14 protein-coding genes are annotated in these 13275 nt (G+C 59.0%); 7 read left to right on the top strand and 7 right to left on the bottom strand.

Annotated elements, in window-relative coordinates; genetic code table 11:
* Positions 1-4 precede the first annotated feature (4 nt).
* The 3 genes from V3W27_RS17325 to V3W27_RS17315 form a co-directional block, all read right to left on the bottom strand.
* Positions 5-292, bottom strand: coding sequence for a HigA family addiction module antitoxin (locus tag V3W27_RS17325; protein ID WP_330207135.1), 288 nt, complete (start codon positions 290-292; stop codon positions 5-7).
* 14 nt (positions 293-306) lie between these two features.
* Positions 307-585, bottom strand: a complete 279-nt coding sequence (locus V3W27_RS17320; protein ID WP_027612847.1) for a type II toxin-antitoxin system RelE/ParE family toxin — start codon at positions 583-585, stop codon at positions 307-309.
* A 100-nt stretch (positions 586-685) separates the two neighbouring features.
* On the bottom strand, positions 686-1924 hold the full coding sequence (locus tag V3W27_RS17315) for an MFS transporter (protein ID WP_007963751.1): 1239 nt from the start codon (positions 1922-1924) through the stop codon (positions 686-688).
* A 547-nt stretch (positions 1925-2471) separates the two neighbouring features.
* Here V3W27_RS17315 and V3W27_RS17310 point away from each other — a divergent pair.
* The 3 genes from V3W27_RS17310 to V3W27_RS17300 all read left to right on the top strand — a co-directional run bounded on the left by V3W27_RS17310 (position 2472) and on the right by V3W27_RS17300 (position 5176).
* The gene (locus V3W27_RS17310; RefSeq protein ID WP_330207134.1) at positions 2472-3914 is read left to right on the top strand and encodes a cytochrome ubiquinol oxidase subunit I; all 1443 of its coding nucleotides are present in this window, start codon (positions 2472-2474) and stop codon (positions 3912-3914) included.
* Positions 3915-3917: 3 nt separating this feature from the next.
* Positions 3918-4925, top strand: a complete 1008-nt coding sequence (cydB, locus tag V3W27_RS17305) for a cytochrome d ubiquinol oxidase subunit II (protein ID WP_007963753.1) — start codon at positions 3918-3920, stop codon at positions 4923-4925.
* Between the two features lie 83 nt (positions 4926-5008).
* Complete coding sequence (locus V3W27_RS17300; RefSeq protein ID WP_007963754.1) at positions 5009-5176, top strand: DUF2474 domain-containing protein; 168 nt, start codon at positions 5009-5011, stop codon at positions 5174-5176.
* Positions 5177-5252: 76 nt separating this feature from the next.
* Here the strand turns inward: V3W27_RS17300 and V3W27_RS17295 are convergent, their stop codons facing one another.
* Together V3W27_RS17295 and V3W27_RS17290 are read right to left on the bottom strand one after the other, a co-directional pair.
* The gene (locus tag V3W27_RS17295; protein WP_097089280.1) at positions 5253-6377 is read right to left on the bottom strand and encodes a methyltransferase; all 1125 of its coding nucleotides are present in this window, start codon (positions 6375-6377) and stop codon (positions 5253-5255) included.
* Positions 6378-6527: 150 nt separating this feature from the next.
* Positions 6528-7256, bottom strand: a complete 729-nt coding sequence (locus V3W27_RS17290) for a helix-turn-helix transcriptional regulator (RefSeq protein ID WP_027612843.1) — start codon at positions 7254-7256, stop codon at positions 6528-6530.
* Positions 7257-7586: 330 nt separating this feature from the next.
* Here V3W27_RS17290 and V3W27_RS17285 point away from each other — a divergent pair, with 330 nt between their 5' ends.
* Positions 7587-8363 (top strand): ferredoxin--NADP reductase, encoded by a 777-nt coding sequence (locus V3W27_RS17285; RefSeq protein WP_330207133.1) that lies wholly within the window; start codon positions 7587-7589, stop codon positions 8361-8363.
* A gap of 42 nt (positions 8364-8405) precedes the next feature.
* On the opposite strand, the gene mscL is transcribed toward V3W27_RS17285, so the two are convergent.
* A complete protein-coding gene (mscL, locus tag V3W27_RS17280) occupies positions 8406-8819 on the bottom strand; it encodes a large-conductance mechanosensitive channel protein MscL (protein WP_115986790.1) in 414 nt (137 codons plus the stop codon).
* Between the two features lie 285 nt (positions 8820-9104).
* Between mscL and katB the strand changes: the two genes are divergently transcribed.
* The 3 genes from katB to radA are packed head-to-tail and all read left to right on the top strand — an operon-like array spanning position 9105 to position 12654.
* The gene (gene katB / locus V3W27_RS17275) at positions 9105-10646 is read left to right on the top strand and encodes a catalase KatB (protein ID WP_330207132.1); all 1542 of its coding nucleotides are present in this window, start codon (positions 9105-9107) and stop codon (positions 10644-10646) included.
* Positions 10647-10706: 60 nt separating this feature from the next.
* Entirely contained in the window at positions 10707-11243 is a 537-nt protein-coding gene (locus tag V3W27_RS17270) for an ankyrin repeat domain-containing protein (protein WP_097089277.1), read from the top strand.
* 43 nt (positions 11244-11286) lie between these two features.
* Entirely contained in the window at positions 11287-12654 is a 1368-nt protein-coding gene (gene radA / locus V3W27_RS17265; protein ID WP_115988855.1) for a DNA repair protein RadA, read from the top strand.
* 111 nt (positions 12655-12765) lie between these two features.
* Here the strand turns inward: radA and V3W27_RS17260 are convergent, their stop codons facing one another.
* A complete protein-coding gene (locus V3W27_RS17260) occupies positions 12766-13134 on the bottom strand; it encodes a PilZ domain-containing protein (protein ID WP_027612837.1) in 369 nt (122 codons plus the stop codon).
* Positions 13135-13275: the final 141 nt, after the last annotated feature.

The raw sequence follows: 13275 nt of genomic DNA, 5'->3' as shown, positions 1-13275 counted from the left end.
GGCTTCAGGCGTGGGCAGCGATAGGCGTAATGGCTGGTTGCTCCCGATGCTCTGCTTGCCACAGATCGTAATCGGTTTGAACGCCTAGCCACACACGCGCCTTGCCAATGCCTGCTCGCTCCAGCCGTACCGCCAGATCCGGGCTGATCGCTGCATGGCCGTGCAATACGCGGGAAAGGTGAGGGCGGGCGAAGCCCAGATGTCTGGCCAACTCACTCACGCTGATGCCTAACTCTGGCAAGACATCCGTGAGCAGGGTTTCACCGGGGTGTGGCGGGTTGTGCATGGGCATGAGCCTGCCTCCTGTCAGTGGTAGTCCAGATAATCGACCAATTCGATGTCCGAACCGACAAAACGAAAGATAACCCGCCAGTTGCCTGAAACACTGAGCGACCAGTATTCGGACAGTTCACCCTTCAGTGGATGCAGACGCCAACCCGGCAAATCAAGATCTGCGGGAAGTGCTGCGCGGTCCATGAATTGCAGCATGCGCGCCAGTCGTTTTGCGTGATCGGCGCGAATTCCGCGGGTCGAACCTGTTTCATAGAAGCCACGAAGGCCTTTGTGCTGAAAGGATTTGATCATGGCTGCGAGTGTAAGGCGATACATTACACTCTGTGCGGTAACTATGTACCGCACCTTTTCAATCAATTTGTGCCTGGCCTGTTGATTTCACTGATGTGACCTAGACCTTCGCCTCTTCCACCGGCACATGCATTCGGTCGCGGTTGGCCAGGGTCGGGAACAGTTTGATCCAGGTCCCGGTGACCACCAGCGTGCCGATTCCGCCCATCACCACCGCCGGGACGGTGCCGAACCAGTGCGCGGTGAGGCCGGATTCGAATTCGCCCAACTGGTTCGAGGCGCCGATGAACAGGCCGTTCACCGCGCTGACCCGGCCGCGCATTTCGTCCGGGGTTTCCAGTTGCACGAAGGACGCGCGGATCACCATGCTGATCATGTCCGCCGCGCCGAGCACCACCAGCACCGCCAGCGAGAACCAGAACGAAGTCGACAGACCGAAGGCGATGGTCGCGACGCCGAATACGCCAACGGCGGTGAACATCACCCGGCCAACATTGCGCTCGACGGCAAATCGCGCCAGAAACAGTGACATCCCCAGCGCGCCAACCGCCGGCGCCGAGCGCAGCAGGCCCAGGCCCCACGGCCCGGTGAGCAGGATGTCCTTGGCGAACACCGGCAGCAACGCCGTAGCGCCACCGAGCAACACCGCGAACAGATCCAGCGAGATCGCCCCGAGAATGTCCGGGCGGCTGCGAATGAAGCGGATACCCGCCAGCAACGAATCCAGCGTGGCTTTGCCTTTGTTCAGCGGTGTTTGCCGGGCGGGCAGGTTGAGCATCAAGGTGCAGGCGATGACGTAGAGCAATACCGTCGGGCCGTAGACCCAGACGCTGCCGAACGCGTAAAGCAAGCCACCGAGGGCCGGAGCGACAATGGTGGCTGACTGTTGAGCCGACTGCGCTGCGGCAACCGCCCGTGGAAACAGGGCGCTGGGCACGATACTTGGCAGCAGCGCCTGGGTGGTCGGCATTTCGAAGGAGCGTGCCGCACCGAGCAGGAAGGCGAGGATAAAGATCATTTCCCGGGTGACGTGGTCGGTCGCACTGCCGATGGCCAGTGCCAGGGCAATCAACGCCTGCAACGACTGACAGATCGCCGCAACACGGCGCCGGTCATAGCGGTCGGCGACATGCCCGGTGTGCAGCATGAACAGCACCCGTGGCGCGAACTCGACCAGCCCGACCAGACCCAGGTCGAGCACGTTGCCGGTCAACTGATACAGATTCCAGCCGATCGCCACCGTGAGCATCTGAAAGCCGCTGGCGGTGAAGATCCGTGCGAACCAGAACGCGAGAAACGGACGATGGTGACGTAACAGCAGGGGCTCTTGGCTGGGCATCTGAAGGCAGGTCTGGCTCAGGAGGGGAACCGCGAGATTATCACCAGTCTGTAACAGGAAGTTGCTATGACAGAAAATTTAGTTAGCCAGACATCGATTATCCGGATACCCCGTTCTCTGTGGCGAGGGAGCTTGCTCCCGCCGGGTCGCGAAGCGGCCCCGACCCAGCACAATCCTGCTTTCAGGCAAGCGCTGGAAAAACTCTTTACGCCTGCTGCGCAGCCGAGCGGGAGCAAGCTCCCTCGCCACGGAGGGTTTCCTGGCTCTGGGACATCTGTTTCAGAACGTTGCCCAGGCAATGAGGCAACTTGTCACGCGGCAAACGACCACGCCGTTCTTCGTCGGAAATGGGACTACTCTTTTAACGTTGCTTGATCCAGATCAAGACCCTCCCGGGCCATGCTCTGGTGGCCCGTTGGCCAGACTCCCTGCGTTGCGATGGCTGTTAAAAAAGAACGAATCAGAATTCGCCGCACTCCATATCCGTGGGGGCAGTAGGCAGGGGCCACAAGCCCCAATGCCGGTATTACCTGACAGAGGAAGACTTATGTTCGGTTTAGAGGCACTCGATCTCGCCCGAATTCAGTTCGCGTTCACCATCTCGTTCCACATCCTGTTCCCGGCCATCACCATTGGTCTGGCGAGCTACCTGGCGGTGCTTGAAGGGTTGTGGTTGAAAACCCATAACGACACCTACCGGGATCTCTACCACTTCTGGTCGAAGATCTTTGCCGTCAACTTCGGCATGGGTGTGGTCTCCGGCCTGGTCATGGCCTACCAGTTCGGTACCAACTGGAGCCGGTTCTCGGACTTCGCCGGCTCCGTCACCGGACCGTTGCTGACCTACGAGGTGCTCACGGCATTCTTCCTTGAGGCCGGTTTCCTCGGGGTGATGCTGTTTGGCTGGAACAAGGTCGGACGCAAACTGCACTTCTTCTCCACGGTGATGGTGGCGATCGGCACGCTGATCTCGACATTCTGGATTCTCGCTTCCAACAGCTGGATGCAGACGCCGCAAGGCTTCGAGATCGTCAACGGTCAGGTGATCCCGACCGACTGGCTGGCCATCGTGTTCAACCCGTCGTTCCCGTATCGCCTGATGCACATGGCGACCGCTGCGTTCGTGGCCACGGCGTTCTTCGTTGGCTCGTCGGCGGCCTGGCACCTGCTTCGCGGCAAGGACAACCCGGCGATCCGCACCATGCTGTCGATGGCAATGTGGATGGCGCTGATCGTCGCGCCAATCCAGGCGGTTATCGGTGACTTCCACGGGCTGAACACCCTTGAGCATCAGCCGGCGAAAATCGCTGCGATCGAAGGCCACTGGGAAAACAAAGGCAACGAAGCGACCCCGTTGATCCTGTTCGGCTGGCCGGACATGAAGGAAGAGAAAACCAAATTCGCCGTGGAGGTCCCGTACCTCGGCAGCCTGATCCTGACCCACTCGCTGGACAAGCAAGTGCCGGCACTCAAGGAGTTCCCGCCTGAAGACCGGCCGAACTCGACCATTGTGTTCTGGTCGTTCCGGGTCATGGTCGGTCTCGGCTTCCTGATGATCTTCACCGGTCTGTGGAGCCTGTGGCTGCGCAAGCGCGATTCGCTCTACACCTCGCGGCCGTTCCTGTATCTGGCGCTGTGGATGGGGCCGTCCGGCCTGATCGCGATCCTCGCTGGCTGGTTCACCACTGAAATCGGTCGGCAGCCGTGGGTGGTCTACGGGCTGATGCGCACGGCGGATGCCTCGTCCAATCACAGTTTCATGCAGATGAGCATCACCCTGATCATGTTCGTCGTAGTGTATTTCGCGCTGTTCGGTGCGGGGCTTGGCTACATGATGCGCCTGGTGCGCAAAGGGCCGAAAACCGACGAAGGCAAGGAAACCAACGAAGGTGGTCCTGGCCAGAAACGCACTCCGGCTCGGCCGTTGTCCGCAGCCGATGATGAAGGTACCGACGCCGACTCGCAGCGCAGCCTGGAAAAGGAGATTTGACTCATGGGTATTGATCTTCCGCTGATCTGGGCCGTGATCATCATCTTCGGCATCATGATGTACGTGGTCATGGACGGCTTCGACCTGGGGATCGGGATTCTCTTCCCGTTCATCCCGGGCAAGACCGACCGTGACGTGATGATGAACACCGTCGCCCCGGTTTGGGACGGCAATGAAACCTGGCTGGTACTGGGCGGCGCGGCGTTGTTCGGCGCGTTCCCGCTGGCCTATTCGGTGGTGCTGTCGGCGCTGTACCTGCCGTTGATCTTCATGCTGATCGGCCTGATTTTCCGCGGTGTGGCGTTCGAGTTCCGCTTCAAGGCCAAGGACGACAAGCGTCACCTGTGGGACAAGGCGTTCATCGGCGGTTCGGTGGCGGCGACGTTCTTCCAGGGCGTGGCACTCGGGGCTTTCATCGACGGTTTGCCGGTGGTCAATCGGCAATACGCCGGTGGTTCACTGGACTGGCTGACACCGTTCACCCTGTTCTGCGGCGCCGCGCTGGTGGTGGCCTATGCCTTGCTCGGTTGCACCTGGTTGATCATGAAGACCGAAGGCAAGTTGCAGGAGCAGATGCACAACCTCGCGCGGCCGCTGGCATTCGTGCTGTTGGCGGTGATCGGCATCGTCAGTCTGTGGACGCCGCTGGCTCACCCCGAGATCGCGACACGCTGGTTCAGCATGCCGAACCTGTTCTGGTTCATGCCGGTGCCGATTCTGGTGCTGGTGACGCTGTACGGGCTGATCCGCGCGGTGGCGCGCAATGCCAACTACATGCCGTTTTTGCTGACCCTGGTGCTGATTTTCCTCGGCTATAGCGGTCTGGGCATCAGCCTGTGGCCGAACATCGTGCCGCCGTCGATCTCGATCTGGGACGCCGCCGCACCGCCGCAGAGCCAGGGCTTCATGCTGGTCGGCACGCTGTTCATCATCCCGTTCATCCTGGGTTACACCTTCTGGAGCTACTACGTGTTCCGCGGCAAGGTCACCCATGAAGACGGTTACCACTGATCTCTCGCTCTGCTCACCTTGTGAGAGCAAGCCGTCTCGCGGTGGCGTCCTCAGCGACGCCATCGCCCAAGAGGAACGATGCAATGAACGGCAAACATTCCCTGCACGAGATTGAAGAAGCCGAAAAAAAGCCGCTGTGGCAGCGGCTCGGCTGGTTGGCCCTGATCTGGATCGGTAGCGTCGGCGCGCTGTTCATTGCCGCCAGCCTGATGCGCCTGTTCATGAACGCGGCCGGCCTGACCACACACTGAAACATCCCGTCCCGCTGCCCTTGGGCACGGTTCTACGACCCTCCGCATTGCGGAGGGTTTTTTTTGGCCTGACGCTTTACTTGCGGGCTTTGAGAATCACGAACTTCGGTGTGGCCGCCACTTGCTCGACGCCACGGAACAGCCGCGCCAGCTTGCTGTGATAACCCAGGTGCCGGTTGCCGACGATGTACAACGCACCGCCTACCACCAGCGCCTCGCGCGCCTGCTGGAACATGCGCCAGGCGAGGAAATCGCCCACCACCTGTTGTTGATGGAACGGCGGATTGCACAGCACTACGTCCAGCGACTGCGGCTCCTGGCCGGCCAGACCATCGCCAGCGCGCACGAGCACTTCGCGCTCGCCCAGCGCGGCGCGCCAGTTCTCGGCGGCCGATTGCACGGCCATGAACGATTCGTCGACCAGCGTGTAGTGCGCGTCGGGGTTGTGCAGGGCGCTGGCGATGGCCAGGACGCCGTTACCGCAACCAAGGTCGGCGACGCGGGCGCTGCCGAGGTTCTTGGGCAGGTGCGGGAGGAAGGCCCGGGTGCCGATGTCCAGGCCCTCACGGCAGAAAACGTTGGCGTGGTTGAGCAATTCGATGGCCGGCTCGTCCAGTTGATAACGCGAAGGGTAGGGCGAGGTCGCCGGGGCTTTGGCTTCAGGCGTTGCGATCAACAGGCGAGCTTTCTTCACCGCCAGTGAAGCCTGTACCGGGCCAATGTAACGCTCCAGCAGATCACCGGCTGCGCGCGGCAAATGCTTGACCATGGCCGCTGCCACCACTTCGGCGCCGGGTGCCAGTAGCCCTTGCAGGCGGATCAGTTGCTCTTCCAGCAATGCCAGCGTCTTGGGCACGCGGATCAGCACCCGGTCGAACGGCCCGATCAACGGCTCACTGGCCGCAATCCCGCGCACGGCATCAAATGCCAGGCCGTTGCGTACCAAGTTCTTTTCCAGGCCCTGGAATGCGAGAAACGAGTCGCCACTGCTGCTGACCTGAACCTTGCCTGCCAGACTCGCCGCCAGCGCTCCGAAGCTGTCATTGAGTACCAACACCCGGGTGTCTGCCGTCGGTTGTTGCGCGGCCAGATGATTGAGCAGGTATTCGTCAGCCGCATCGAACGCTTGCAGAGGTTCATTCTGCTGCTCGGGCTGGCGGATCAGGTCGAGTTGGGCAAAGGGTGTTTCGAGCAAGGGCATCGGGCGAGAACTCTGGTTATTCAACGGGTGGCCCGCAGCCCAGGGCGTCGCGCGGCGGAACCATCCGAGTGGACTGCGGCGTGCGGCGCACGTCATCACTCAGGAAGGTTGCAAATGGTACGTTTTTTTCCGTTGAAATACTCGCAGCTTTTAGTGGGCGGGCATGTCGAGAAGGCCGCAACTCTTGGCGGCAATGACCGCAGAAATCTTGTTGCAGACGTTCAGTTTGAGAATCACGTTTTGCACGTGGTAATTCACCGTCCGCTCGCTCAGGCAGAGGATCCTGGCAATCTCATAGGCCGTCTTGCCGAGCGCCGAGAGCTTGAGCACTTCCAGTTCTCGCGGTGAAAGGCGTGGGGGGACGGGCTTTTTGGCCGGTTTGGGCAAGGTTTTGGCGAACAGGTCACTCAGGTGGCTGGTTGCGTAAAACATATAGCCAAAATGCTCGTATAACTCGAGCGGACTTAATGGACCGTTTTTCCTGGCAAGGCTCAGGGTGCTGCACAGCCCGCTGTCTTCGTGGTGGAACGACTGGGACCAACCGTGTCGCAACCCATGCCTCTGTTGCGCGTCCCACAGCGACAAGGTTTGCGAAAACACGTCCTCGGTCCAGACAATCGGCAGCATTGAATGACTGCAGTGTGCTACTACCGGGTCGATTTTTCTGTAGTTTTGTCTTTCATAAAGTTGGTTCCACTCTTTCGGATAGTTATTGATTTGCAAGGTCTTTAAGTCAGCGTTCCGATTGTTTGATGTCAATGAGATGGCACAAAAATTGAAGCCAATATTTTGAGCGAATCGCAGCAGGATCGGATAAGCGGTCTCTATTTCTCTTGCGAAAGTCAGTTGCTTTAATTGCGACTCCTTCCACATTTCCATCACTCACTCTCCATGAGTCGTTCGTCGGGTGCTTTTTATGGATCCAATCGGATCCTGCACGCAACCGAGTGTAGGACAGGTCTTACAAATGGCGTTGAATTTTTTTGCTCTTGGAGGGGGCGGTTAGTTGCTGGAAAGGTTATTAGTCATCAATAACGCGTTGGATTTAACCTGTCATTCAATCGGACTTTGAATAAAGCTGTATTAACGGCATTTGGGTTTAATTCTCATTTTTTCGGGCGGTCTGAACGGTAAACCACTACAAAAGCAGTGGTGTTTATGCTCTGAGTTTGCGCGAGACTGTCAGGGTCTTTTCCGTGGAGTGCCCCCATGACTGTCAGCGCAGATAAATTTACTGCCCAGACCTTGCTCGACGTGCAGCCTTTGACCCCCAGTCTGTTTACCCTGCGCACCACGCGCGATACGGGCTTCAGGTTTCGCGCGGGACAATTCGCTCGCCTGGGGGTGACAAAGGCTGATGGCAGCACGGTCTGGCGTGCTTACTCGATGGTCTCTTCACCCTTCGACGAGTTTCTCGAGTTCTTCTCCATCGTGGTGCCAGGTGGCGAATTCACCAGTGAACTTAGTCGCTTGCAGGTCGGCGATACCCTGCTGGTGGAACGCCAGGCCTTTGGTTACCTGACGCTGGATCGGTTTGTCGACGGTCGGGATTTGTGGCTGTTATCCACCGGGACCGGGGTTGCGCCGTTTCTGTCGATTCTGCAGGACTTCGAAGTGTGGGAGCGATTCGAGCGGATCATTCTGGTGTACAGCGTGCGCGAAGCGCGGGAACTGGCCTATCAGTCGTTGATTGCAGAACTGTCCGAGCGTGATTACCTGGCAGAACACGCCCATAAACTGCAGTTCATTCCCACCGTTACCCGAGAAAAGGTTCCTGGTGCCTTGCATGGCCGTATTACCAGCCTGATTGAAAGCGGCGAGCTGGAGCGTGAAGCCGGCGTTGAACTGGCCCCCCAGCACTCGCGCGTCATGCTGTGCGGCAATCCGCAGATGATCGACGACACCCGGGCACTGCTGAAGAAACGCCACATGAGCCTGAGCCTGACGCGGCGGCCGGGACAGGTGGCGGTGGAAAACTACTGGTAAAAAAACGGCGCCATCAGGCGCCGTTCTTTATTCATCAAGCAGTCAAGGCCGGTTGTTCTGGGCCTTGAGCAGATCGCGGATCTCACCGAGCAACTCTTCTTCCTTGGTCGGAACCGGTGGCAGGGAAGGGGCCACGGCTTCTTCGCGTTTCAGGCGGTTGATGGCTTTGACACCCATGAAGATCGCGAAGGCGACGATCACGAAGTCCAGAACGCTCTGGATGAATTTACCGTAGGCCAAGACCACGGCAGGGGCGTTGCCCTCGGCGGCTTTTAGCGTGATGGCCAGATCACTGAAGTCCACCCCTCCGATCAACAGGCCGATTGGCGGCATGATCACGTCGCCGACAAACGACGAAACAATTTTGCCGAAGGCAGCACCGATGATGATACCGACGGCCATGTCGACCACATTGCCTTTGACCGCGAAGGCCTTGAACTCACTTAGCACGCCCATAGGTTATTTCCTTGTTACAGATGAGGTTGGTGTACGCAGTGTAAATCAGCAAACGCGTCCTGCGTGAAACACCTTCTTACAATGCCCGTTTTTATCGACCGATAAATCTGCAATTAGTTTGCAAAGTGCCACTAATCGCGCGCGAAATACGCCGTAACGCGCTGATCGGGAAGCCAAAATTTTCAATCGTCGGGTTACGAACTTTCTATTTATGTTCGCGGACTTAGCCCTCTAGCCTCTGGTTGGCGCACCTGGATGCGCCCAAAAGAACCAGAGGAACCTGATATGAATTCCACCCTTGGACTGGGGGCTTTTCCCCATCGCCGTACGCTCGGCGTACTCACCGCCAGCCTGTTGACCTTCTCCGTGCACGCCGCGCCCCTGACCCGGGACAACGGTGCAGCGGTGGGCGACAATCAGAACTCGCAAACCGCCGGCGCCAACGGCCCGGTGCTGCTGCAAGACGTGCAACTGATCCAGAAACTCCAGCGTTTCGACCGTGAGCGCATTCCCGAGCGCGTGGTGCATGCCCGCGGTACCGGTGCCCATGGCACGTTCACTGTGACCAACGACCTCAGTGACCTGAGCAAGGCCAAGGTATTCGCTGCCGGGCAGGTGACGCCAGTGTTCGTGCGCTTCTCCGCAGTGGTTCACGGTAACCACTCCCCGGAAACCCTGCGCGATCCACGGGGCTTTGCCACCAAGTTCTACACCGCTGATGGCAACTGGGACCTGGTCGGCAACAACTTCCCGACCTTCTTCATTCGCGACGCGATCAAGTTTCCGGACATGGTCCATGCGTTCAAACCCGATCCACGCACCAACCTTGACGATGACTCGCGTCGTTTCGACTTCTTCTCCCACGTGCCGGAAGCCACTCGCACGCTGACCGAGCTGTATTCCAATTCGGGTACTCCAGCCAGTTATCGGGAAATGGACGGTAATGGCGTGCATGCCTACAAATTGGTTAACGCCAAAGGCGAAGTGCACTATGTGAAGTTCCACTGGAAAAGTTTGCAGGGCATCAAAAACCTGACACCTGAACAAGTCGAGAAAGTTCAGGGCAAAGATTACAGTCATATGACTAATGATCTGGTCGGTCATATCAACAAGGGTGATTTCCCGAAATGGGACTTGTACATCCAAGTGCTGAATCCACAAGATTTGTCCAAGTTTGATTTCGATCCATTGGACGCTACCAAGATCTGGCCGAATGTTCCTGAGCGAAAAGTTGGACAAATGGTGTTGAACCGTAATCCGGCCAATGTGTTCCAGGAAACCGAACAAGTTGCCATGGCCCCGGCCAATGTTGTGCCGGGTATCGAACCTTCAGAAGATCGTCTATTGCAAGGCCGAGTGTTTTCTTATGCCGATACGCAAATGTATCGTCTGGGAGCCAATGCCCTGCAGTTGCCGATCAACGCGCCAAAAGTTGCGGTCAACAATGGCAATCAGGATGGTGCGATGAACTTCGGTGCCACGGCGTCTGGCGTGAACTATCAGCCAAGCCGCCTGCAACCGCGTGAAGAGCCGCAGAGCGCGCGTTACAGCCAGCTGGCACTGTCGGGCAGCACCCAGCAGGCGAAGATTCAGCGTGAGCAGAACTTCAAACAGGCCGGGGATCTGTATCGCTCGTTCAGCCAGCAGGAGCGTCAGGACCTGATCGCCAGCTTCGGCGGTTCGTTGGCGACCACCGATGACGAGAGCAAGCACATCATCCTGTCCTTTCTTTATAAGGCAGATCCGGAATACGGCACCGGTGTGACCAAAGTGGCCAAGGGTGACCTGAGCCGGGTCAAGGCGCTGGCAGCGAAACTGGTCGACTGATCTCGACGCCATGCAACGCGGGGCCTGATTCAGGCCCCGTTCTGCCCAAGGAGAGCGTTTATGCGTGCCTTTCTTTTACTGTTGCTCGGTTGCCTGTCATTTACAGCGCTGGCCGAACAGAACCCCGAGGCGATCAAGGCGCAGTTGCAGGATTACTATTTCGATGCCGCCCGGCGTGGTGATGTGCCGATGCTCGAGACCTTTATCGAGTCCGGTTATTCCCTCGATACCCGCGACAGCAAGGGCTACACGGCTTTGATTCTGGCGGCGTATCACGGCCAGGGTGCGGCAGTTGACCGGTTACTGGCAGCGGGCGCTGATGCCTGCGCGCAGGACCAACGTGGCAATACAGCGCTGATGGGGGCGATTTTCAAAGGCGAGATGCAGATTGCTCGAAGGCTGATGGCCACCGATTGCAGCCCCGATCAGCGCAACGGCGCAGGCCAGACTGCGGCGATGTACGCCGGGTTGTTCAAGCGCATCGAACTGCTCGACGCGCTCAAGGCCAAGGGCGCCGATCTTAATGCCGAAGACCCGCTGGGCAACAGCGCCGCGCGTCTGGCCAACGGCGAAATCCGTACCGCCGCGCCGCGCTGAGCGGTGGCTGCGTTATCATCGCGGTTTTTGCCGGGGGATCCAGATGGCCAAGGCCAAGCGCATGTACGGCTGCACCGAGTGCGGCGCAACCTTTCCCAAGTGGGCGGGCCAGTGCGGCGAGTGCGGCGCCTGGAACACCCTGACCGAAACCATGATCGAAAGCGGCGGGGCCACGGCGCCCACCGGGCGTACCGGCTGGGCCGGGCAGCAGGCGCAGATCAAGACCCTGGCCGAAGTCAGCATCGAGGAGATTCCACGTTTCTCCACCGCGTCCGGTGAGCTGGATCGGGTTTTGGGTGGCGGTCTGGTCGATGGCTCGGTGGTGCTGATCGGTGGTGATCCGGGCATCGGCAAGTCGACGATTCTGTTGCAGACCCTGTGCAACCTCGCCAAGAGCATGCCGGCGCTGTACGTCACCGGCGAAGAATCCCAGCAGCAAGTGGCGATGCGCGCCCGACGTTTAGGGCTGCCCCAGGATCAACTGCGGGTGATGACCGAAACCTGCATCGAAACCATCATTGCCACCGCCCGTCAGGAAAAACCCAAGGTGATGGTGATCGACTCGATCCAGACCATTTTCACCGAACAGCTGCAATCAGCGCCGGGTGGCGTCTCGCAGGTACGTGAGAGCGCGGCGTTGCTGGTGCGTTATGCCAAGCAGAGCGGCACGGCGATCTTCCTCGTCGGTCACGTCACCAAGGAAGGCGCGCTCGCCGGCCCGCGGGTGCTGGAGCACATGGTCGATACCGTGCTGTATTTCGAAGGCGAATCCGATGGCCGTTTGCGTTTGTTGCGGGCGGTGAAAAACCGTTTCGGTGCGGTCAATGAACTGGGCGTGTTCGGCATGACCGACAAGGGCCTGAAAGAAGTCTCCAACCCGTCGGCGATTTTTCTCACCCGTGCCCAGGAAGAAGTCCCGGGCAGTGTGGTCATGGCCACCTGGGAAGGCACCCGGCCGATGCTGGTGGAAGTGCAGGCGCTGGTGGATGATAGCCATCTGGCCAATCCACGGCGCGTGACGTTGGGCCTTGATCAGAACCGATTGGCGATGTTGTTGGCGGTATTGCACCGTCACGGTGGTATTCCGACTCACGACCAGGACGTGTTCCTCAACGTGGTCGGCGGGGTGAAGGTGTTGGAGACAGCATCGGATCTGGCGTTGATGGCGGCGGTGATGTCGAGCCTGCGCAACCGGCCGTTGCCGCATGATTTGCTGGTGTTTGGTGAAGTCGGTTTGTCCGGCGAAGTGCGCCCGGTGCCGAGCGGGCAGGAGCGTTTGAAGGAAGCGGCCAAGCATGGCTTCAAACGCGCAATCGTGCCCAAGGGCAATGCACCGAAAGAGGCGCCGCCGGGGTTACAGATCGTTGCCGTGACCCGGTTGGAGCAGGCGCTCGACGCACTTTTCGAATAGTCCTATGGGAGCGGGCTTGCCCGCGAAAGCGGTGTGTCAGTCGAAAGCAATGTCGACTGACACGGCCTCTTCGCGGGCAAGCCCGCTCCCACAGGGGATTTGTATTGATGGCTAGATTTCGATCAGGGCGCCGAGTTCGCGTTCAAGCTCGGCCTCGTCAGCCAGGTTGAGCTCGATCAACCGTCGCAAGCGCTGGATCGACTCCAGACTGATATGCCGGCAGACGAAGCCTAGTTGTCCGTGATCTTCGTGAGCCAGGTGTACATCCATCTCGATATCGACATCATCGCTCAGATGAATGTTGACGAAGAAATCCTGCTCCCTATCCCCAAGCCACGGCTCCGGCCGTTCGATCAGCAGCCCTTTGAGCGACAGATCGATCAACTTCACCGGCCAGATGAATTGGCCCTGACTCAGCTCGGTTCTGGCATCGAACGCAATACGTTTGAAGCGACGGCGATTGGCTGGGTGTTCGCTCATGGCGCAATCCTCGGAAGAGTTCGCTGACTATAGACCCGACCGTTGGGTGGCTGCCAATCGACAAGCCGTCTAGACCAACGTCGGGGTATGGCCTTTGGCGCCGTAAGCGCTAAACTCGGGGTGGCTGTCTTTCTTGTCCAC

It is taken from the genome of Pseudomonas sp. AM14(2022) (assembly GCF_036346455.1).
Taxonomy (GTDB): domain Bacteria; phylum Pseudomonadota; class Gammaproteobacteria; order Pseudomonadales; family Pseudomonadaceae; genus Aquipseudomonas; species Aquipseudomonas putida_A.
Note: the sequence above shows the minus strand (reverse complement) of the source record. Positions and strands in the feature narration are given on the sequence as shown.